This is a genomic window from Kosakonia sp. N21 (assembly GCF_050587465.1).
Classification (GTDB): Bacteria; Pseudomonadota; Gammaproteobacteria; order Enterobacterales; family Enterobacteriaceae.
Map to the genome: position 1 here is coordinate 160,080 of NZ_JBOBHR010000006.1, position 21,453 is coordinate 181,532.

At 58.4% G+C, this 21,453-nt stretch carries 16 protein-coding genes; 8 read left to right on the plus strand and 8 right to left on the minus strand.

Translation table 11 applies throughout. The annotated features are described in order from the left end of the window. Nucleotides 1-143: 143 nt before the first annotated feature. Both ACQ3G7_RS15975 and ACQ3G7_RS15980 read right to left on the minus strand, forming a co-directional pair. Nucleotides 144-1,829, minus strand: a complete 1,686-nt coding sequence (locus ACQ3G7_RS15975; protein ID WP_263099525.1) for an NAD-dependent malic enzyme — start codon at nt 1,827-1,829, stop codon at nt 144-146. Between the two features lie 67 nt (nt 1,830-1,896). After that, nucleotides 1,897-2,838: an AEC family transporter gene (locus tag ACQ3G7_RS15980; protein ID WP_430890545.1), complete on the minus strand. Its 942-nt coding sequence runs from the start codon at nt 2,836-2,838 to the stop codon at nt 1,897-1,899. Between the two features lie 440 nt (nt 2,839-3,278). Here ACQ3G7_RS15980 and ACQ3G7_RS15985 point away from each other — a divergent pair, with 440 nt between their 5' ends. Beyond that, the gene (locus ACQ3G7_RS15985) at nt 3,279-4,610 is read left to right on the plus strand and encodes a 2-hydroxycarboxylate transporter family protein (protein WP_430890546.1); all 1,332 of its coding nucleotides are present in this window, start codon (nt 3,279-3,281) and stop codon (nt 4,608-4,610) included. 84 nt (nt 4,611-4,694) lie between these two features. On the opposite strand, the gene ACQ3G7_RS15990 is transcribed toward ACQ3G7_RS15985, so the two are convergent. Next, nucleotides 4,695-4,982, minus strand: coding sequence for a hypothetical protein (locus ACQ3G7_RS15990; RefSeq protein WP_061493404.1), 288 nt, complete (start codon nt 4,980-4,982; stop codon nt 4,695-4,697). A 137-nt stretch (nt 4,983-5,119) separates the two neighbouring features. Here ACQ3G7_RS15990 and ACQ3G7_RS15995 point away from each other — a divergent pair, with 137 nt between their 5' ends. Continuing rightward, entirely contained in the window at nt 5,120-5,734 is a 615-nt protein-coding gene (locus ACQ3G7_RS15995) for a TetR/AcrR family transcriptional regulator (RefSeq protein ID WP_430890547.1), read from the plus strand. Here the strand turns inward: ACQ3G7_RS15995 and ACQ3G7_RS16000 are convergent, their stop codons facing one another. The 5 genes from ACQ3G7_RS16000 to ACQ3G7_RS16020 all read right to left on the minus strand — a co-directional run bounded on the left by ACQ3G7_RS16000 (nt 5,735) and on the right by ACQ3G7_RS16020 (nt 9,908). Continuing rightward, on the minus strand, nt 5,735-6,337 hold the full coding sequence (locus ACQ3G7_RS16000) for a PqiC family protein (protein ID WP_430890548.1): 603 nt from the start codon (nt 6,335-6,337) through the stop codon (nt 5,735-5,737). It abuts the gene before it with no gap. Further along, the gene (locus tag ACQ3G7_RS16005; RefSeq protein WP_430890549.1) at nt 6,334-7,956 is read right to left on the minus strand and encodes a PqiB family protein; all 1,623 of its coding nucleotides are present in this window, start codon (nt 7,954-7,956) and stop codon (nt 6,334-6,336) included. Before ACQ3G7_RS16005 ends, ACQ3G7_RS16000 begins: the two co-directional genes overlap by 4 nt. Beyond that, nucleotides 7,953-8,561 carry a paraquat-inducible protein A gene (locus ACQ3G7_RS16010; RefSeq protein ID WP_430890550.1) on the minus strand — a complete coding sequence of 203 codons (609 nt, stop codon included), beginning with the start codon at nt 8,559-8,561 and terminating at the stop codon, nt 7,953-7,955. Before ACQ3G7_RS16010 ends, ACQ3G7_RS16005 begins: the two co-directional genes overlap by 4 nt. Continuing rightward, the gene (locus ACQ3G7_RS16015) at nt 8,558-9,163 is read right to left on the minus strand and encodes a paraquat-inducible protein A (RefSeq protein WP_430890551.1); all 606 of its coding nucleotides are present in this window, start codon (nt 9,161-9,163) and stop codon (nt 8,558-8,560) included. The genes ACQ3G7_RS16010 and ACQ3G7_RS16015 overlap by 4 nt, the downstream gene beginning before the upstream one ends. An 82-nt stretch (nt 9,164-9,245) precedes the next feature. Then, the gene (locus tag ACQ3G7_RS16020) at nt 9,246-9,908 is read right to left on the minus strand and encodes a DUF3313 domain-containing protein (RefSeq protein ID WP_430890552.1); all 663 of its coding nucleotides are present in this window, start codon (nt 9,906-9,908) and stop codon (nt 9,246-9,248) included. A gap of 325 nt (nt 9,909-10,233) precedes the next feature. Here ACQ3G7_RS16020 and ACQ3G7_RS16025 point away from each other — a divergent pair, with 325 nt between their 5' ends. The 6 genes from ACQ3G7_RS16025 (at nt 10,234) to ACQ3G7_RS16050 (ending at nt 21,452) form a co-directional block, all read left to right on the plus strand. Then, the gene (locus tag ACQ3G7_RS16025; protein WP_430890553.1) at nt 10,234-11,490 is read left to right on the plus strand and encodes a nitrate- and nitrite sensing domain-containing protein; all 1,257 of its coding nucleotides are present in this window, start codon (nt 10,234-10,236) and stop codon (nt 11,488-11,490) included. Nucleotides 11,491-11,777: 287 nt separating this feature from the next. After that, the gene (locus ACQ3G7_RS16030; protein WP_263099538.1) at nt 11,778-13,037 is read left to right on the plus strand and encodes a CmpA/NrtA family ABC transporter substrate-binding protein; all 1,260 of its coding nucleotides are present in this window, start codon (nt 11,778-11,780) and stop codon (nt 13,035-13,037) included. A gap of 10 nt (nt 13,038-13,047) precedes the next feature. Then, a complete protein-coding gene (ntrB, locus tag ACQ3G7_RS16035; protein ID WP_430890554.1) occupies nt 13,048-13,935 on the plus strand; it encodes a nitrate ABC transporter permease in 888 nt (295 codons plus the stop codon). A 10-nt stretch (nt 13,936-13,945) separates the two neighbouring features. Next, the gene (locus ACQ3G7_RS16040) at nt 13,946-14,740 is read left to right on the plus strand and encodes an ABC transporter ATP-binding protein (RefSeq protein ID WP_430890680.1); all 795 of its coding nucleotides are present in this window, start codon (nt 13,946-13,948) and stop codon (nt 14,738-14,740) included. Nucleotides 14,741-14,776: 36 nt separating this feature from the next. After that, nucleotides 14,777-17,686 (plus strand): nitrite reductase large subunit NirB, encoded by a 2,910-nt coding sequence (gene nirB, locus ACQ3G7_RS16045; RefSeq protein WP_430890555.1) that lies wholly within the window; start codon nt 14,777-14,779, stop codon nt 17,684-17,686. A 19-nt stretch (nt 17,687-17,705) separates the two neighbouring features. Then, on the plus strand, nt 17,706-21,452 hold the full coding sequence (locus tag ACQ3G7_RS16050) for a bifunctional nitrate reductase/sulfite reductase flavoprotein subunit alpha (RefSeq protein WP_430890556.1): 3,747 nt from the start codon (nt 17,706-17,708) through the stop codon (nt 21,450-21,452). The last annotated feature ends 1 nt before the right edge of the window (nt 21,453 follow it).

Below are 21,453 nucleotides of genomic sequence, written 5' to 3' on the forward strand. Positions count from 1 at the left end.
CGGAGTCGGTATTTCCTCAGTCAACAAAATTGTCTGTGGTTGACCTGGTGCTATGCACCTCTTCACACTTTGGGTAAATGGGCGGGGGAAAACGCCATCGGGAGGGATGACGGAGGACCGTAGTCCTCCGTGGTCAGGCAGGTTTAGAAAGAGGCGCGTTTATAGGCGCTGTAGGTGGCGTTCCACCAGGTTTTATCCAGGCTTTGCTGCAACGCGTCTTCGCTCATAGCGGGTGCAACCCCTTCTTGCTGTGCCACGCGGGCGACCTCAAGTGCAATCGCACGAGACACGCTTTCGATCATTTCCACCGGCGGCAATAATCCGCCTTTCTCGGTCGTTGCCAGCGGCGAATGCGCCGCAAGGGTTTTACTGGCCGTGACCAGCATTGCTTCTGTTACGCGGCTGGCTTTGCTTGCCAGTACGCCGAGGCCAAGGCCGGGGAAGATGTAGGCGTTATTACACTGGGCAATCTCGTAATGTTCGTCCTGCCAGAATACCGGCGCGAACGGGCTGCCGGTGGCAATCAGCGCAGCGCCCTGCGTCCATTCGATCAGATCTTTGGGCTGCGCTTCCGCACGTGACGTGGGGTTGGACAGCGGCATGATAATCGGGCGCGGGCAGTGGCGATGCATCTCTTTGACCACCTCTTCGCTGAACAGTCCCGGCTGACCGGAGACGCCAATCAGCACGGTTGGGTGAGCGTTGCGCACCACTTCCAGCAGCGAAATATTGGACGACTCAACCGTCCAGTGGGCAATGCTCGCGCGCGAGGTGACCAGATTTTGCTGGAAATCCAGCAAATTAGGCATGTCATCCGTCAGCAGACCAAAGCGATCAATCATGAAAATGTTGTTGCGCGCCTGCTCCGGCGTTGCGCCGTCGGCAACCATCAACGCCATGATTTTGTCGGCGATACCGCACCCGGCCGATCCGCTACCGAGGAACACCACGCGCTGATCGCGTAAACGTGTCCCCGCCACCTGCGATGCTGCCATCAGCGTGCCGGAGGTGACCGCAGCGGTTCCCTGAATATCGTCGTTAAAGCAGCACAGCTCATTACGGTAGCGGTTAAGCAGTTTCGTCGCGTTTTTCTGCGCAAAATCTTCAAATTGCAGCAGCACGTCCGGCCAGCGAGTCTTCACGGCCTCAATGAACATATCCATAAACTCAAGATATTCATCGTCGCTGATGCGCGGATGCCGCCAGCCCATGTACAGCGGATCTTCCAGGTGCTGGGTATTGTTAGTACCGACATCCAGCATAATAGGCAGCGTTGACGCCGGGTGAATCCCCCCGCAGGCGGTATACAGCGAGAGTTTGCCAATCGGAATGCCCATCCCGCCGACGCCCTGATCGCCCAGACCCAGGATACGTTCGCCATCGGTCACGACGATCACGCGGATGTCGTTGCGGGAGAAGCTCTGCAGCATTTCATCAATATGATGACGGTTCGGCCATGAGATAAATAACCCGCGTGCGCGGCGGTAAATTTCCGAGAAGTGTTCGCAGGCTTCACCCACTGTCGGGGTATAAATAATCGGCAGCGTTTCCTGCATATGCGTGCGCAGCAGGTTATAAAATAAGGTCTCGTTAGTATCCTGAATATTGCGCAGGTACACATGGCGAGAGATATCTTTTTTGAAATGGCAGAACTGTTTCCACGCGCGATCGGTTTGCTCTTCAATGCTTTCAACATTGTGAGGTAATAAACCGTGCAGGTTAAAGGCGAGGCGCTCTTCTTCAGTAAACGCCAGTCCTTTATTCAGTAACGGGTTTTCCAGTAACACTGCGCCATTATAAGGCGTATAAAGTGTTTCTTTGCGTGACATTATTGCTGCTCCTGACTAAATAATAACGACACCACGGTCGTTGTATCGGGGATATCAGATCTCAGTGTTATGAAATCAGATAGATCATGATTCCCTCAGTTAATACGCCGATCGCGGTGCCAATAAGAATGGAAGAGGATGCGGACTCGATATACGTTTCGCTGCGCAGGGCAAACATGCCCGCAGCGATAGCGGATGGGGTAGCGCCAATAATCACCACCTGCTGCATTAAGGTATGGCTCAGGCCGAAAGCCAGTCCGGCGGCAGCCATCATGGCAGGCTGGATCAGGTTTTTAATGCTGATGTTGGTAAACGTTTGCAGGTTCAACGACGGGCGCTCACCGTAGAACAGCAGGCCGAGCGCGAACAGCGACAGACCACCGGCAATTTTACCGACCATCTCAATTGGCGCGCTGAGCAGGTGCGGCAATTGCACGCCAGCCAGACTGAGCAGCACCCCGGAGATAGGGATCCAGACGATAGGATTACGCACCGCACGCACCAGGTTCTGCAAAATCAATTTGCCAGGATGCAGCGCCTCGCTGTCGGCATTTTTATCCCCCATGCGGATCAGAATAATGGTCAACGGGATCATAAATACGCTGGTGATTAAGTTACCGATCAGCACGCCTAAGAAACCTTCCGGCCCGATCAGCACTGCCAGTACCGGCGCGCCGAAATATGCCATATCAGGAAATGCGCAAACCAGAGACTGTATGGCGCTGGTTTTAATATCGTGGCGGAAAACATAGCGCGACAGGATCAGCGTCAATAAATATGACCCCATCAGGCCAATAATCAGAACTGCCATAAACGAGAAGTTTTTGATCTTTTCCGGGTTGGTGTTCAGTGCGCCGATAAACAGGTGGAAAGGGAGCGCAAATCGGATCACCACCGTGGCTAACACCGTGGCATCTTCACGACGCGTATAGCCTAATTTCCCGCTCAGCCAGCCCAATAGCATGATAAATACCAATGGGAATAAAGATTGTAAAAGTAGTGAAGGCATAAGATTTCCTGGGTTTTGTTTTAACTTGTTTTCAGGCGGCACTCTATCGGGAGCCTTTATCCCCGGAGGTGACTGGAATCACACTTCTCCCGTTTTAATTAGTTTCATAATGGCTACTTTAATTAAACGGAATATAAGAAAGGCTTAAGGTTTTATTTTTATTAGGAATATCTGAAATGAATGTTTTTCTGGTTACTTTATTTACAAATAACTGAGTTAAGTTATTTAAAATGGAATTACCACGACATTCACAATTTTAACATTAGAAAACAGGCATGCTCTTTACAGTCAGCAGTCGTTGGTATTTATTCAATAATAACTTCCTGGTGGCAATATTTATTACTTTGGTTTTATTTTTTCAAGCATTTTATCCATTACGAATAACCCTGAGGTTATTCCTGGCCCACTGTTATTCATTAATAGCGAATCAGGTGAAAATAATGAAAGATAATCCTCTTAACCCCTCTGTAGAAACCGCCCCGGCAGGCGGGCAACTCGCCCGTTTGCAAGGGCTTGAAGTCGGCGCGGTACCGCTGCTGCTGTTTGTGGGTATTGCTTCGATCGTTGCGGTATCGGCATCCGCCGGGTTACTGCCCAAAAATATGATTGGCGGCCTGGCGGTGATCATGACGCTGGGCTTCGCCTTCGCCAAAATCGGGCGCATGCTGCCCGTCCTGAAAGACATTGGCGGACCGGCAATTTTGTGCCTGATGGTGCCGTCGGTGCTGGTCTATTTTGGCATGTTCGAACCCCACACCATGGCGACGGTTCATCTGCTGATGAAAGAAGCCAACCTGCTCTATTTTGTTATTGCCTGTCTGGTGGTGGGCAGCATTCTGGGGATGAACCGGATTATCCTGATCCAGGGGATGATCCGTATGTTTGTGCCGCTGGTGGCCGGTACCGTGATGGCGGTGATGTCGGGGCTGCTGGTGGGCATGCTGTTTGGTTACACGCCGTACCACACCTTTTTCTTTATCATCGTGCCGATCATTGGCGGTGGCATTGGCGAAGGGATATTACCGTTGTCGCTCGCCTATTCGGCTATCCTCGGGCAAACGCCGGATGTCTACGTCGCGCAACTGGCGCCAGCGGCGGTGGTGGGCAATATTTTCGCCATCATCTGCGCCGGGGTGCTGGCGCGCATTGGCGTGCGCCGTCCTTCGCTTACCGGTAACGGTATGCTGATCCGCAGCGATGACGATAACCGTATTTTTACCCAGACCCAGAGCGCGCAGCAGACGGATTTCCAGTTAATGGGCGGCGGGTTGTTGATGATTTGCGCCTTTTTTATCGTCGGCGGGTTATTTGAAAAACTGGTGCATATTCCGGGACCGGTGCTGATGATCCTGATTGCCGTGCTGTGCAAATATGCGCAGGTGATCCCGGCGTCCATGGAGCAGGGCGCGCACAGTTGCTATAAATTCGTGTCGGCTGCGCTGGTCTGGCCGCTGATGATCGGCCTTGGCATGCTGTATGTGCCGCTGGAAAGCGTTGTCGCGGTCTTTTCCGTCGGCTATGTGGTGGTGTGCGGTTCGGTGGTGATTGCCATGGCGCTCAGCGGCTATTTCATTGCGTCGTGGCTGAACATGTACCCGGTGGAAGCGGCGATTGTCACCAGCTGCCACAGTGGCCTGGGCGGTACCGGCGATGTGGCTATCCTCTCGGCGTCAAACCGCATGTCGCTGATGCCGTTTGCGCAGATCGCCACCCGTATTGGCGGCGCATCGACCGTGATTGCGGCAACGTTGTTACTGAGCTGGGTGGTGTAATGCCGACAACACTGCGCTGCTAAGCGGCGCAGTGTTTTGCAATCAAAAAGTTGTCCGCAAGCAGGTTGCGCCCTAAAAGATCCATTAACGGAACAGCAAAAATAGCCAGACTGAGGCGGTAATAAACGCGATTAGCGTCGAGCCCACCCATGCGGCAAGAAAGAAACGGCCGATGCTGTTTCGGGCTTTCAGCGCGCGATAGTAGGTCAGGCTGAACTCCACATACCAGATAAACATCACCACCGCGATCAGCATCTGCACCAGCAGATTGTTGCTAGCAAACGCGCTGAATACCGTCTGAGTCAGATAATTTACCAGGTTAGCCAGCAGCCACCAGCCGAACGTTGTGGGGTTGAGCACCTTGTTGAACACATCACACTCCTTTGTCATTTCACTCTGGTCGCCACTATACGCGGCTCGCACCTGTTTCGGTATGCCTGCGCGATGGTTGTGCTGGCGGCAAAATGGTAAAGTCAGACTAAACCGTTCAGTTAATTATCGAGGCAGCATTGAGAACACTTAGCGAGGAACGTCGTCAGGCCATTATCACTGCCGCGGCGGCTGTTTTTCAGGAACAGGGCTATGAGCGCACGTCGATGAGCGAAGTGGCCCGCCGGGCCGGTGGTTCCAAGGCCACGCTGTATAACTACTTCACCTCGAAAGAGGCGTTATTTGAGTCGGTGGTCAGAACTTACAGTACGCAATTCCTGACCCAGGCGGCAGCCGAGTTAACCAGCCCACAAAGCCAGGCGCTTACGCTGGAAGAGCGGCTGACGCGCTTTGGCGTCAGCATGTTGCAGGTGCTGACCGGGGATAACCAGGCGCTGCAACTTTACCGCATTGTGGTGGGGGAAGCGGGGCATTCGGATATCGGTACACTCTTTCGGGAGTCGGGCATCCGCGAAAGCATGGAAACGCTGGCGCAGGTTATGGGCGAGGCGGTGCAGAAAGGGGAATTGGCCGAGGCCTGTCCGGCGCTGCTTGCCAGCCAGTTCACCGCGCTGATCAAAGCCGAGACGGACGCGCTGCTGCTGAAACAGGCGATCCCGGTCTTCACTCCGGCGCAGATCGGCGAGATGGTCAAACGCGGCGTCCGCCTCTTTCTGTATGGCGCGCGGGCGTAATTACCGGGGGCAAACCGCGTGCTGATAGCCCGATGCCGCCCACTGCGACAGGGTGCTGGCTATCTGCCCGGCAAGTTGCGCCACCTGCGCCTGCCAGGCGGCGTACATATCATCCTGTCCGGTTAACGCGCGCGTTAAGCGGCTCTGGCACAGCAATACGCCGCGCTGCCCATTCCCTTTGACCGCCAGCCGCCAGTCAGCTTCCAGGCTCAGGGCATGGCCTGGCCAGCTATCAAAACGCCGCAGTTGCAACTGGATGAGGATCACCGGTCGGGACGGCTCGTGCGCCAGACCGTCGACATCCTGCGCCCCCAGTTGCGCCGAAATACCTGCGGAGAGCGCGCGTTGCAACTCCTCTCCGAGTGGGTTCAGCCAGCGCTCGTTTTCCCGTATCGCCATGCCGCTTTGCCCCTGACGAACCACCACCTGCTGCCCGTCCAGTTGCGAGGGCACACCCGGTGCAAATACATCAATATCATACGGCGCGGCCTGTACCGCGTGTGGCGGTGACACGGGCGATAACAGCGTGTGGTAGCGCACAGGCGCGGAGGTACAGCCGCACAGCAGTACGATGACCGTGGTGAAGAGGGTACGGATACTCATGGTTTTTCTGCCTGAGACGTCGTGTCGGGGTGAGTGGGATCGGCGGGGGTGCCGGTCAGCAGCGATTCCGGGTTGCGCGTCAGTTGCCCGGAAAGACCGCGCAGGGATTTCAGCGTGCGTGTTGTCTCTTGCAGCGCTTGCAGAATGTTAAGCACCAGCGGCGAATCGTCTTCCAGTAGCGTACGCGCATTATCCGCCGTGGCCTGTGTGTGCTGCATCAGCGTGGCCGCCGCGGGCAGGGTTTGGCTGTTCACGGTTTTCAGGGTTTTGTTCAGTTCTACCAGTGCGCCATTGAGGTTATTGCCGAGGGAGGCAAGGGGCAGTTTATCCACCTTATTGACGATACTGGCCACCTGCTGTTGGATGTCATCCAGGCTACCGCCGATGGTCGGGATACGCAGCGGCACCGCATTGAGATCAAACGGCACGGCAGGGGCGTTCGGGAAGAAGTCGATGGAGACGAAAAGCTGCCCGGTCAGCAGACTGCCGGTCGAGACTTGCGCCCGTAAACCGCGCGATACCAGTTCGCGGGTAAATAACGCCGTCGCCCGGTCGAGATCGTTGGCATGCGGCGGCAACTTTTGCAGCACATTGCCCATGCGTGACGGATAAACGTCGATATCGACCAGTGTCGGGAACGCATAATGCTGCGGGTCGTAATCCAGGCTGATGGCTTTCACGCGGCCAATCACCACGCTGGAGAAGGCCACGGGCGCGCCAATGCTCAAACCGTGGAGCGCGCGATCGAAGCGTAAGCGAAAGGTGATCGGCGGGCCGTCGGCGGGGGCCATCGCGGATTCTTCATCCGGCGCAAGGCGATAGATGGCGGGTTCAGCCTCCGGTGCTGGCGGGGCGTCGTCTGGCGTAGAAAACGCAATACCGCCGCTGAGGATGGTGGCGACGGTGCCGGTTTTAAGACGAAAACCGCCGCTGCCTGCCGACAGGTCAATGCCGCTGGCATTCCAGAAACGCGTGGCGGCGGTCACCAGATGATCATAGGGCGCTTCAATAAATACGCTTAAGCGCACGCCTTTCCCGTCGCTGCGCAGCGCAAAGGCGGTCACTTTCCCCACTTGCACTTTCCGGTAATAGACCGGGGAACCGCTCTCCAGCGATCCTAAATCATCTGCGTCAATCGTGAACAGGCGGCCCGGTACATCACTGACCACCGGCGGCGGGTTTTCCAGCCCGGTAAACGCATAATTGGGCAGGCGGCTTTTGCCTTTATCGAGGCCGATATACGCACCGGAAAGCAGCGTGTCGATGCCGCTGACGCCGCCGATGCTGACTCGTGGGCGTACCACCCAAAAGCGGGTATCCGCGCGGGCAAGGTGGGCGGCGCTGCGGTTCAGCTTCACGTGAACGCGAACCTGGTCATCTTCCTGACTGAGGGTGATCGCAGTAACGACGCCAACGGCGACATCTTTATATTTCACCTCGGTTTTGCCCGCTTCCAGTCCCGCCGCGCTACGAAAAGAGAGGGTAATGTCCGGGCCTTCCGCCAGCCGCGCCTGTAAAAGAATGTTGAGGGTGCAGGCCAGCGCAATCAACGGAATCACCCAGATCAGCGCGCTTTTCCAGTCCAGCCGCCCCCGTTTGCCCGCAGGAACACGGATCATGATCGCCTCCAGATCACACGCGGATCAAAGCTCAGCACTGCCAGCATGGTCAGCACTACCACCAGCGCAAAAAACAGAATGCCTGCCCGCGGCTCGATGCTGGCAAGCCCGTGGAACTGCACCAGACCGCTCACCACGACCACCACCACCACGTCGAGCATTGACCAGTAGCCGGTCCATTCCATCAGATGGTAAAGCAAGGTGCGTTGGCGTCGTCCACGGTGCGTGCTGCGCCTGACGCTTAACAGCAGGAACGTCATCAACATAAATTTCATCAGCGGGATGATGATACTGGCGATGAAGATCAACACCGCAATGCCGATCGAACCGCTCTGCCAGAAGGTGACGATCCCGGCGAAAATTGTGCTCTCTTCACTGCCGCCCGGAAAGCGAGCGGCGGTAACCGGCACCAGATTGGCCGGAATATAGAAAATCATTGCCGCCAGCAGTAAAGCCCAGCTCCAGGCAAGTGGGCGAGGCGTCGGCGGCGCAAAAGGCGACAGGCAGCGCGGGCAATGAACGGGGACATCAATGTCTTTCTCTGCACGGCACACCAGTCCACACTGACGACAACCATAAACGCCGGTCTCAGCATACGGGATCATGTCAGGCTTCCTGTGTTAGCGGGGGAAAGCCGCAGCCAGTAACGGTGGGGATGCTGATTCGCCAGCACAATAGAGAGCCCTACGGCAGTGACCAGCGCCCATCCTCCCGGACCGGCTTCCACGGCAAATTGCGAGGAGAGCTTCACGGCGGAGACCACAAAACCCAGGATCGCGACATCTGCCATACACCATGGGCGAACCCAGCGCAGCGCCTTGATAGTGAAGGCCACATCCGCCGCGTGGTGGTTGCCGTGCAACAGTAACAACACCCGCAGTAGCAGGAATAACTGCATGAATGGCGCGCTCACTAACAGCACGGTGACGCATAACGCCAGCAGCGGCATGTCGCCGTGGTCAACCACTGCGTTGACGGTTTGCCAGAGCGAAAGGGCGTTGTGCATGCCATAGGCCTGAATCATCATGACCGGGCTGTAGCAGGCCAGCGCCAGGGCGATCAGCGCCGTCAGCGTCAGGGGCAAGAGCAGCGCATGCGGAATCAGGCTACTGCGCCAGATCAGCGAACGGCAATGTGTGCAAAACAGCGCCTGTCGCGCGCGTTGCGGATGGTAACGGGAAAGGTGTCCACAAACGGGGCAGGTCATCAGGTGTCGGTATATTTTCATCGCCGTCTGTACAGTAATTCAATGTGATCACTCCCCGAATGCACGGGGAGTGCGCTTCGGGCTACTTCAGCATCTCCGCCAGCTCTTCCGCCCCTTTATCAATGCCGACTTCAGCGGCGCTCAGCGAGCCAATCGTGGCTGAGACGTTCATGGCGTTGGGATACTGTTTGGCGACATACGCCAGCAGCAATTGATTACTGGTCGCGTCATACACTTCAACGGCGTAATTCACATAGCCGCTCATCATGCCTTGCCCACCGCGAATCGACTGCACAATGTTGTACGGGCCGCCCGCCAGATCAAACTTGGTGACGGTGCCCACCACCTGCGGCGTGGTGCCTGCGCCGGTCAGCGTTAATTTCAGGCGTAGGGTGTCGGCGGCCGGTGTGCTTTCTACGCGCAGTCGCGGTTGCAGCGTTTCGCGGAACTTTTGCTGCATATAGCTGGCAAGCGCCTGTTTGTCTGATGAGGACATGTCGTCAAACTGGCTATCGCTGCCGTTGTACAGGCTCACCGGTTCAATAATGACGCTGTGGTACTTCTGCCAGTCCACCGGTTTGCTGTAGCGGTAAGGAATACGCGACGCGTTATCGCCGGTATTGGGTTGCAGTTGGGTCGTAGACTGTAATCCTGCATAGCGAACCGGGTCGCTTCCTGAGCAGCCTGCCAGGAAAACCGTCAGCAACAGCAGTGTCGGGGGAATGCCCCTGGAGATTGTTTTCATGCGAAAAACCCTTTTATCGCGCTTGATTATTGAACCGGGTGGCGCAGTCATGAAACTAAACTGAACCGTACGGTTTAGTATTGGGTTCGCCAGGGATCAAAGTCAAGGGATAGTTTTTCCGGGTGATTATTTCACTCGCCAGGGAGAACGGCGGGATGCGTGGTGCATAAAGTGATAATGCGCCCCGTCAGCAGGGGCGCACCGCAATATGTGCTCGGTCATTATAGGAATGGTGCATACAGCGTGACGGGGCAAAAAGCGCAATAACATAATGGCTGGCGCGTTGCTTGCATTAGTGAAGTATTGACTTCCCGGGAGCACGCGCATGATAGCCAATTCGTCGACCACCATCCGTTTCCTGTTAGCCTCGCGCCAGTGCGAGCTGAACAGCCTGCGTTATCTGCTGCAAAGCGGTGAACTGGTGGGCAAAATCAGCCAACTGGTGCATATGCTGCAACGCGAGCGGGGGACATCCAACATGTTCCTCTGCTCGGCGGACAGCCAGTTTGCCGATGAGTTACTTCTGCGCGAGCGCGACGTGGCACAAGCGCAAGCGCCGCTGATGACGCAGCTCGACACACTGGAAAGCCAGATAGCCGCGCTGCCGCAAGCCAGTCGTCTGTTCAGCCACGTGGCGAGCGTGGTCTATGCCCTCAGTTTACTGCCCTCTCTGCGCCAGCAAATCCGCCAGCGCGCGCTGCGTTTACCGCAGGCGATGACCTTTTTTAACGACATCATCCGCAACCTGCTTTCGCTGGTGTTTGAGCTCTCCGATACCGCCGCTGAGCCTGCCATTTCCCGTGCGCTAATTGCCATGTTCAGCTTTATGCAGGGCAAGGAGTACGCCGGGCAGGAGCGGGCAACGGGGGCGGCGGCCTTTGCGGTTGGCACCTTCAGCGACGAGACACAACAAAAATGGCTCGATCTTATTGAACGCCAGGAGCGTTGTTTCGCCACCTTCGCCGATTTCGCCGATGATGAGCACCGTCTGCGCTGGCAACAGATGACCACCGACAGCCAGTTTGAACGTTTACGACGCATTGCCTGTACCGGGCGCGAATTCATTGAAGCGGATAGCTGTCTGCGCTGGTTTGCGCTGGCCACGCAGCGCATTGATGAGATGAAAAGGCTGGAAGATGCGCTGGCGCAAACCCTGATGGCCCATTGCCGGGCGCGCATCGCCGCCACTGAACAGGCCAACAGCGAACAGCGGGCGGATCTGGAAAGCCTGATGCCGCCGCAGGAAGGGGAAGAGAGCGGTTATTCGGTGTTTATTGATTCCCACGGTTGGCTGGAAAGCGGCGGCGTACGCCCGCAGCTCGGGCGCTCCTTGTTAACGCTGGTGCAGCAGCAGTCGCGACGCTTGCAAGCGCTGGATACCGAACTGGCGGCGCTGCGCGAAACGCTCAATGAACGCAAACAGATCGAGCGCGCCAAAAGCATGCTGATGCAGCACCGGCAGATTAGCGAAGAAGAGGCCTACAAAACCCTGCGCCGGATGGCGATGAATCAGAACAAAAAGCTGATTGAGATCGCCAGCGCAATGCTGGCAGTGGCAGACGTTTTTCAGCCTAATACTTAAGGGGTAGCTGCACGTGAAGGGTGCGAAATGTGCTCTGTGATAGTGCGAAAACGTGACGAAAAACCGCTTTCTGGCGGCCCTGAAGCGCGTGAATGCGCCATGCGTTGACCCTGGCACAGCCCTTGCTTTAGTCACATAGCAACAACACAACATAACGCATGCGCGGCCAACGACGGTCGGGCGTGTGTTAACCGGACAACGGCGTCCATAAGCGTGCAGCTTTGCACCGGCTTATGGACGCCGTTTTTTTTTGCATCCCCACAACGGTGAGCAGCGCGAGGGTGGCAATGAGCGACAACAAAACAAAGGGGATGACGGTTTCCCGCCGTCAGTTTTTACTGGGTAGCGCAGCGCTGGGCGGCAGTCTGCTGCTGCCATCTGTCGTCAACCGCGCGTGGGCCGCAGGCTCCGACGCGCCAGAGCTGAAAGAGATCCGCGTCGGGTTTATCCCGCTGACGGACTGCGCATCGGTGGTGATGGCGTCGGTCAAAGGCTTCGACAAAAAATACGGTTTTACCCTGCTCCCCAGCAAAGAGGCCAACTGGGCCGCCGTGCGTGACAAGGTGGTGTCGGGTGAACTGAACGCCTCGCATATGCTTTACGGCCAGCTTTATGGCCTGCAAATGGGGCTCTCCGGCCCGCAAACTGCCATGGCATCGCTAATGACCCTCAACCAGAACGGGCAGGGGATCACGCTGGCGAATCAACTGCACGATGCGGGCGTCAGCGACCTGGCTACCCTGCAAAAGCACATCGCTGCCAGCCCGGCCGGTACGTATACCTTCGCCCAGACCTTTCCGACCGGTACGCACGCCATGTGGCTCAACTACTGGCTGGCGAGCGCGGGCATCCATCCGCTGAATGACATTCGCAGCGTGGTGGTGCCGCCGCCGCAAATGGTGATGAACATGAAGATTGGCAATATGGTCGGCTACTGCGTGGGTGAGCCCTGGAACCAGCGCGCCATCAGCGACAATCTCGGTTTTACCGCCGCCACGACGCAGGATATCTGGCCGGATCATCCGGAAAAAGTGCTCGGCACGCGCGCCGACTGGGTGGAGAAAAACCCCAACAGCGCCCGTGCGCTCACTGCCGCCATCCTTGAAGCCTCTCGCTGGATAGACGCCTCGGAAGCCAACCGCCGGGAAACCGCCAGCGTGATTGCCGGGCGCGCGTATCTCAACACCAAAGAAGAGACCATTCTTGGGCGCATGTTAGGGCAGTACGAAAACGGCATAGGTAAACGCTGGACCGATCAGCACGCCATGCGTTTCTTCCATGATGGCGAGGTGAATTACCCGTGGCTGTCGGACGGGATGTGGTTCCTCACCCAGCATAAACGCTGGGGATTCCTCACCGAAGACCCGGATTACCTTGCCATCGCCCGCCAGGTTAACCGCATTGATATCTACAAACAGGCTGCTGCTGCGGTGGGCAATGTTTCGCTCCCGGGCAGCGACATGCGCAGCAGCGTATTGATGGATGGCGTGCGCTGGGATGGCAGCAATCCTGCCGCGTACGCCAATAGCTTTAGCGTGAAGAAGTGAGAGGTTGCAGATGAAAAATCAGGCGCAGATTATCCCCATTCCGTTGGACAACACACCGCCCGCGCGGACGCAGGCAGAGATCGTCCCGTTACCCGCTAAACCGGTGGTACGCCGCCGCGTGCCGTTGCTTCGTCCGCTGATGCAACGCGTGGTTCCGGCACTGCTGGGCATTGGCCTGCTGCTTTGCCTGTGGCAGGTTGCCGCACTCAACAGTAAAGGGTTTCCCACACCGTGGCGGACCTGGCAGGCGGCGCTGACCCTGTTCGCCGACCCGTTCTATATCGCCGGGCCAAACGATCAGGGCATCGGCTGGAACGTGCTGGCCTCGTTGCAGCGCGTGGCAACCGGTTTTGGCCTCGCCGCGCTGGTGGGCATTCCCGCCGGGTTCCTGATTGGCCGTTTTCGCTTTGTCGCCAACATGCTCAACCCGCTGATCTCTCTGCTGCGTCCGGTCAGCCCGCTGGCCTGGCTGCCGATTGGCCTGCTGCTGTTTCAGCGCGCCGAACCGGCGTCCAGTTGGACGATTTTCATCTGCTCCATCTGGCCGATGATCCTCAACACCGCGGAAGGCGTGCGGCAGATCCCGCAGGACTACCTGAATGTGGCGCGGGTGCTGCGGCTGTCGGAGTTCGCCATTATGCGCAAAATCCTGCTGCCGGCGGCGCTGCCGGGCATCCTCACCGGTATGCGCCTGTCGATTGGCATCGCCTGGCTGGTGATCGTCGCTGCTGAAATGCTGACTGGCGGCATCGGCATCGGTTTTTGGATCTGGAACGAATGGAACAACCTGAACGTGGAAAACATCATCATCGCCATCGTGGTGATTGGGGTTGTCGGCCTGCTGCTGGAGCAGGGGCTGATGTGGATAGCCAGCCGTTTTAACTACAGCCACCGCTAAGGAGACGATGATGCGTACAACACCCATTATTCAGGTTCAGCAGGTCAGCCAGCGTTTCAACACCCGCGGCGGTGAGTTCCTGGCGCTGGATAACGTGAGCTTTGACATTCACACCGGTGAAACCCTCAGCCTGATCGGTCACTCCGGCTGCGGTAAGTCCACGTTGTTGAATTTGATTGCCGGTCTGACGCTGCCCACCAGCGGCGGGCTGCTGTGCAATAACCGTGAAATCGACGGGCCGGGGCCGGAGCGCGGCGTGGTGTTTCAGAACCACTCGCTGCTGCCGTGGCTGACCGCCTACGACAACGTCGCGCTGGCGGTTCGCCAGGTGTTTCGCGGTGAAATGCCCAAACAGGAGATGCATGAATGGATCATGCATAACCTCGACCTGGTGCATATGTCCCACGCGTGGAATAAACGCCCGCACGAAATCTCCGGCGGCATGAAACAGCGTGTCGGCATTGCCCGTGCGCTGGCCATGAAACCCAGCGTACTGCTGATGGATGAACCCTTTGGCGCGCTGGACGCCTTAACCCGCGCCCACTTGCAGGATGCGGTGATGGAAATCCAGCAACGCCTGCACACCACCATTGTGTTGATCACCCATGACGTGGACGAAGCGGTACTGCTGTCGGATCGCGTGTTGATGATGACCAACGGCCCGGCGGCGACCGTTGGCGAGATCATGGAGGTGGAACTGGAACGTCCGCGTTCCCGCGTGGCGCTGGCCGACGACGCCCGCTACCAGCGATACCGCCAACAGGTGTTGCAGTTCCTCTACGAGAAACAGCCGAAAGCGGCCTGACCTCTCTTCCCCTCTTTCGATGTAAGGATCCAGGTTATGAAAAAGCCGGTATTAGTGGTGATCGGCCACGGCATGGTTGGGCACTATTTCCTTGAACAACTGGTGGCGCGTGAACTGCATCAGCAGTACGAGATTGTGGTGTTCGGCGAAGAGCGTTTACCCGCTTATGACCGCGTGCATCTGTCGGAGTATTTCGCCGGGCGCAGCGCCGCGTCACTGTCGCTGGTGAGCGAAGGTTTCTTTGCTGACCACGGCATAACCTTGTGCAGCGCCAGCAAAATTGTCGCTATCGACAGCCAGCAACGCTGCGTGCGCGACGAGCAAGGCGTTGAGACCCACTACGACAAACTGGTGCTCGCCACCGGCTCGTATGCGTTTGTGCCGCCGATCAGCGGCAATACGCGCCCTGGCTGCCTGGTCTATCGCACGCTGGACGATCTGGACGCCATTGCTGCCTGCGCGCAACAGGCCAAAAGCGGTGTGGTCATCGGCGGTGGGTTGTTGGGGCTGGAAGCGGCTAACGCGCTGCGTCAGTTGGGGCTGGAAACCCACGTCGTTGAGTTCGCGCCACGCCTGATGGCGGTGCAACTGGATGAGTGCGGCGCGGCAATGCTGCAACGCAAAATTGAAGCGCTGGGCGTGAAGGTGCATACCCGCAAAGAGACGCGGGAGATCGTCGACGGCGAACAGGCGCGACACCGCCTCTGCTTTGCTGACGGCAGCGTACTGGAAACGGATCTGCTGCTGTTTTCCGCCGGGATCCGCCCGCGAGATGAACTGGCGGAGAGCGCGCAACTGCAAAAAGGGCCGCGCGGCGGCATTGTCATTAACGACCATTGCCAGACTTCCGACGAAGCGATTTACGCCATTGGCGAGTGCGCACTATGGAACGGGCAGATCTTTGGTCTGGTCGCGCCGGGCTACCAGATGGCGCGCAGCGTGGCGGATCGGCTGGCGCAGCAGGAAACACCGTTTACCGGTGCGGACATGAGCACCAAACTGAAACTGCTCGGCGTGGAGGTGGCGTCGCTGGGGGATGCGCACGGCAAAACTGAGGGCGCTCAGAGCTATCAGTGGACCGACGGCCCGAACGAAATCTACAAAAAAATCGTTGTTTCCGCTGATGGCAAACGGCTGCTCGGCGCGGTGTTGATTGGCGACAGCGCCGATTACAGCATGTTGCTGCAAATGATGCTTAACGCCATGCCGCTACCCGCTCAGCCGGAGACGCTCATTCTGCCGGCTCGTTCCGGCGATGCGCCAAAAGGACTCGGCGTGGCGGCGCTGTCGGCCAGCGCGCAAATCTGCTCTTGTCATAACGTCAGTAAAGGAGACATTGCCGCCGCCGTTGCCGGGGGCTGTAGCGAACTGGGGGCGATCAAGAGCTGCACGAAAGCCGGTACCGGCTGCGGGGGGTGCGTTCCGTTGCTGAAACAGGTGATGGAGCATGAACTGACGCAACTGGGCGTCGAGGTGAAAAAAGACGTTTGCGAGCATTTTGCCTGGTCGCGCCAGGAGTTATACCACCTGATCCGTCTGCATGACATTCGCAGCTTTGATGCGCTGATTGCGCGCTTCGGGCGCGGTAGTGGCTGTGAAGTGTGTAAGCCGCTGGTGGGGTCGATGCTGGCGTCCTGCTGGAATGAGTACCTGTTAACGCCGCAGCATCTGCCACTGCAGGACACCAATGACCGCTTTTTTGCCAATATCCAGAAAGATGGCACCTACTCCGTGGTGCCGCGTATTCCGGCCGGGGAGATCACCCCACAGGGGCTGATTGCCATTGGTCAGGTGGCGCAGCGCTACAACCTCTACACCAAAATCACCGGCGGGCAGCGGGTGGATCTGTTTGGCGCGCGCCTCGAACAGTTACCCGCCATCTGGGAAGAACTGATTGCCGCCGGGTTTGAAACCGGGCACGCCTACGGTAAGTCTCTGCGCACGGTGAAATCCTGTGTCGGTTCCACCTGGTGCCGCTACGGCGTGCAGGACTCAACCGGCATGGCGATTGCGCTGGAAAACCGCTACAAGGGCCTGCGCGCGCCGCACAAAATCAAAATGGCGGTCTCCGGCTGTACCCGCGAGTGCGCCGAGGCGCAGGGCAAAGACATTGGCGTGATCGCCACTGACAAAGGCTGGAACCTGTATGTGTGCGGCAACGGCGGCATGAAACCGCGCCACGCCGATCTGTTCGCCAGCGATCTCGACAGTGAAACACTGATGAGCATCATCGATCGTCTGCTGATGTTCTACATCCGCACCGGCGATCGGCTCCAGCGCACCAGCACCTGGCTGGACAATATGGAAGGCGGTCTTGATTACCTCAAACAGGTGATTTTGCAGGACAGCCTCGGCATTGGCGCAGAGCTGGAAAGCGAGATGCAGCAGGTAGTAGACAGCTACCAGTGCGAATGGAAAACCACGCTGGATAACCCGCAAAACCGCCTGCTGTTCCGCGGATTTATCAATAGCGATCGCCCTGACGAAGCGGTGGTCATGGTGCCGGAACGCGGGCAAATCCGTCCTGCCACGGCGGAAGAAAAACCGGCGCAGCGCCCAGCGAAGCCGGCTGAGGATGAGTGGCTCCACGTTGGCGCTGTGGCTGACGTTCCGGCCAACGCAGGCGTGGCGGCGCGCCTTGGTCAGCAGCAAATCGCGCTGTTTCATTTGCCGGGCAGCGAGCCGCACATCTTCGCCTTGGAGAACCATGAACCCGGTAGCAACGCCAATGTGCTGTCGCGCGGGCTGGTGGGCGACGTTGCGGGTGAACCGGTGGTGATTTCGCCGCTCTACAAAAAACGTTTTCGCTTATCCGATGGCGTCAGCCCGGATGATGCCGCCCTGCGGGTGCGCGTGTGGCCGGTAAAAGTGGAGCACGGGCAAATCTGGGTGCACCGCATGCCTGTCGATCAGGCGCTCTTCCCGGCGATTGCCGAAGCGTCATAAACCGCATCAGGGGGCGAAAATGGAGCAGATAAAAAGCGTATGCCCCTATTGTGGGGTAGGGTGCGGGCTGGTCATGAACGTGGAAAACCAGCGCATTATCAGCGTCACGGGGGATAAAACGCACCCGACAAACGCAGGTCGGCTGTGCACCAAAGGCCAGAGCTGCGCGGTCGCCCTGACTGCGCCGGGCAGACTGGCGCAGGCGTGGTTGCGTTCCGACCGCCAGCAGCAGCCGGTTCAGGTTCAGGCGCGCGACGCCATCCGCGAAACGGCCCGGCGGCTGCGGGATATTGTGGATCATCACGGCCCGGATGCGGTGGCGTTATATGTCTCCGGGCAGATGTCCCTTGAAGCGCAATATCTGGCGAACAAACTGGCGAAAGGGTTTATCGGCACCAACAATATCGAGTCCAACTCCCGGTTGTGCATGGCCAGCGCCGCCACGGGGTACAAACTGTCGCTGGGGGCGGATGGACCGCCAGGTTCCTATGATGATTTCGATCGCGCGGATCTGTTTTTGGTGATCGGCGCCAACATGGCCGACTGCCACCCGATCCTCTTTTTGCGCATGATGGAGCGGGTAAACGCCGGGGCTAAACTGATTGTCGTCGATCCCCGGCGCACCGCAACGGCGGAGAAAGCCTCGCTGTTTTTGCAAATCAACCCCGGTACGGACCTGGCACTCCTTAACGGGCTGCTGGCGCTGCTGGTACAAAACGGTCACACCGATCAGGCGTTTATCGAGCGTTTTACCGATGGTTGGCAGGCGATGCCGGACTTCCTGCAGGATTACCCGCCGCAGTGGGTGGCGGAGCGCACCGGACTGGCGGAAGCCGATATTCGCCAGGCGGCGGAGTGGATTGGCCAGGCGGGCGAGTGGATGAGCTGCTGGACGATGGGGCTGAACCAGAGCACGCACGGTACCTGGAGCACCAACGCCATTTGCAATCTGCACCTGGCGACCGGGGCGATTTGCCGCCCTGGCAGCGGCCCTTTTTCCCTCACCGGGCAACCGAACGCCATGGGCGGCCGCGAGATGGGGTATATGGGGGCGGGGTTGCCGGGGCAGCGCTCGGTGCTGGTGGAAAAAGATCGCGCCTTTGTTGAACAGCTATGGCAGCGCCCGCCGGGCACGCTGCGTGCGGATTGCGGCGACGGCACGGTGGCGCTGTTTGATGAGATGTGCGCCGGACGTATCAAAGCCTGCTGGATCATCTGCACCAACCCGGTCGCCAGTGTGCCGAACCGGCAAAAGGTGATTGCCGGGCTACAGCGGGCGGAACTGGTGATCGCCCAGGATGCCTTTCTTGATACCGAAACCAACCGTTACGCCGATATCCTGCTGCCCGGCGCGCTGTGGGCGGAAGCCGAAGGGGTGATGGTTAACTCCGAACGCACCATGACGCTGATGCAACAGGCGGTGACCCCGCCGGGTGAGGCGCTTGCCGACTGGCAAATCATTGCGCAGGTGGCGTGCGAAATGGGGTATGCCGACGGTTTTACCTATGCCCGCGCCAGCGATGTGTTTGATGAACTCCGCCAGGCGTGGAACCCGGATACCGGCTACGACCTGCGTGGCGCCAGCTATCAGCGGCTGCGTGAAACACCGCTGCAATGGCCTTGTCCACCGGAGGACAACGATACCCGCCATCCCATTCGTTACCGGCAGTCAACGCTGCGCTTTGCCACTGCCAGCGGTAAAGCACACTTTTTTGCCCGCCCGGATCTGCCGCCAGCAGAAATGCCGGACGCGGATTTCCCGCTGGTGCTGAATACCGGGCGCGTCCAGCACCAGTGGCACACGCTGACCAAGACCGGCAAAATCCCGCTGCTGAATAAGCTCAATCCGGGGCCGTTTATCGAAATCCACCTGCAAGATGCCGACAGGCTGGGGATCCACTCAGGGGATCATGTGGATGTGCGCTCCCGGCGCGGCTCTGCCACCTTGCCTGCGGTAGTGACCGATCGCGTGCTTGCCGGTCACTGTTTTGCCCCGTTCCACTGGAACGATCTGTTCGGTGACAAACTGGCGATCAACGCGGTGACCAGCGATGCGGTCGATCCGTTGTCGCGACAACCCGAGCTGAAGTTTTGCGCCATTTCGCTGGTGCGCAGCAGCCAGCAGCCGGTGATCAAACCTGCCGACAACACACCCGCCACAGACGAAGAGGGCACGGCGGATGTGCTGATGCTGTGGGCATCCACCACCGGCAATGCCGAATCTTTTGCGCATACCTGCGCTGACCGATTCCGGCGCAGCGGGATGACGGTCAGACTCTGCGCGATGAACCACGTTGCTGTTGCGGATCTCGCCGCTGCACCGCAGGTGTTGTTGATTGCCAGCACCTTCGGCGATGGCGACCCGCCGGATAACGGCGCAGCGCTGTGGGCGGCGTTGCAGGATGAGGCTGCGCCGCAACTCTCTGTCACGACGTTCTCGGTGCTGGCGTTCGGAGATGCCAGCTACGATCGGTTTTGCGGTTTTGGCCGCCAGCTCGACGCACGCCTGGCGGCATTAGGCGCGCAGCGGCTCACCGCGCGCGTGGACTGTGAAGCGGGCAGCGCGGCTGCGCACCAGTGGCTCAACACCCTGCTGCAATTACTGTGCGATGCGTCCACTGTTGTGCTCAGCGCCCCTTGCAATGACCTCCCGCCCGGTTTTAGCCGCCATGTGCCATTATCGGCACCGCTGGTGATCAACCAGCGTCTGAGCGGCGCCGGGGCGGAAAAAGAGATCCGCCAGTTTGCCTTTGATTTGCAGGGCAGCGGCATGCACTACCAGGCCGGAGATGCGTTAGGCGTCTGGCCGAGCAACAGCGCGCAGAGCGTGGCGCACATCATTGATGCGCTGGGACTGGCAGGGCATACGCCAGTGCAGGTGGCGGAACAGGGGGAAATGCCGCTGTCTGAGGCGCTGACCCGCCATGTTGATATCACGCGGATCACACCGGAGGTGCTGGCGTTTGTCGGCAAACGGGCAGCGAACGCCACGCTTAACGGGCTGCTCAGCAGCGAAGGTAAAGAGGACTTAGCGCAGTGGTTATGGGGGCGGCAGATTATCGACCTGCTGCGGATGTTCCCTGTTCGCGCGACGGCTACAGAGTGGTTGTCGGTGTTGCGGCGCTTGCAGCCCCGTTTTTACTCTATCTCTTCCAGCCCGACCGTCTCGCCGCAGCAGGTGCAACTGACCGTTTCCACGGTACGTTATGGTGAGGGGAAACAGCGCGGCGGGGTCTGCTCTACGTTCCTTGCGGATCGTGCCACGAGTGCAGAGATCTTCATTCATTCGTCACCGCATTTTCGCCTGCCTGCCGACCCCAACGCGGCGATCATTATGGTTGGAGCAGGCACCGGTATTGCACCGTTTCGCGGTTTCTTACAGGAGCGGCAGGCCACCGCCGCCACGGGGCGCAACTGGTTGTTCTTTGGTGAACAGCATGCGGCGACGGATTTTTACTACCGTGATGAGCTGGAAGCCTGGCAGCGAGAGGGGGTATTGCACCGTTTTACCACCGCCTTTTCCCGCGATCAGGCGCAGAAAGTGTATGTGCAGCATCGCATGCTGGAGCAGGGCGAAACCCTGTGGCACTGGCTGTCTGAAGGGGCGTATTTCTATGTCTGCGGCGATGCAAACCACATGGCGAAAGATGTGGATGCCGCGCTCAGACAGGTGGCGCAGATCCATGGCGGGATGAACATGGATGACGCCAGCGCCTGGATCGCGACGCTGGCGCAGGAAAAACGCTATCTGCGGGATGTCTATTAAC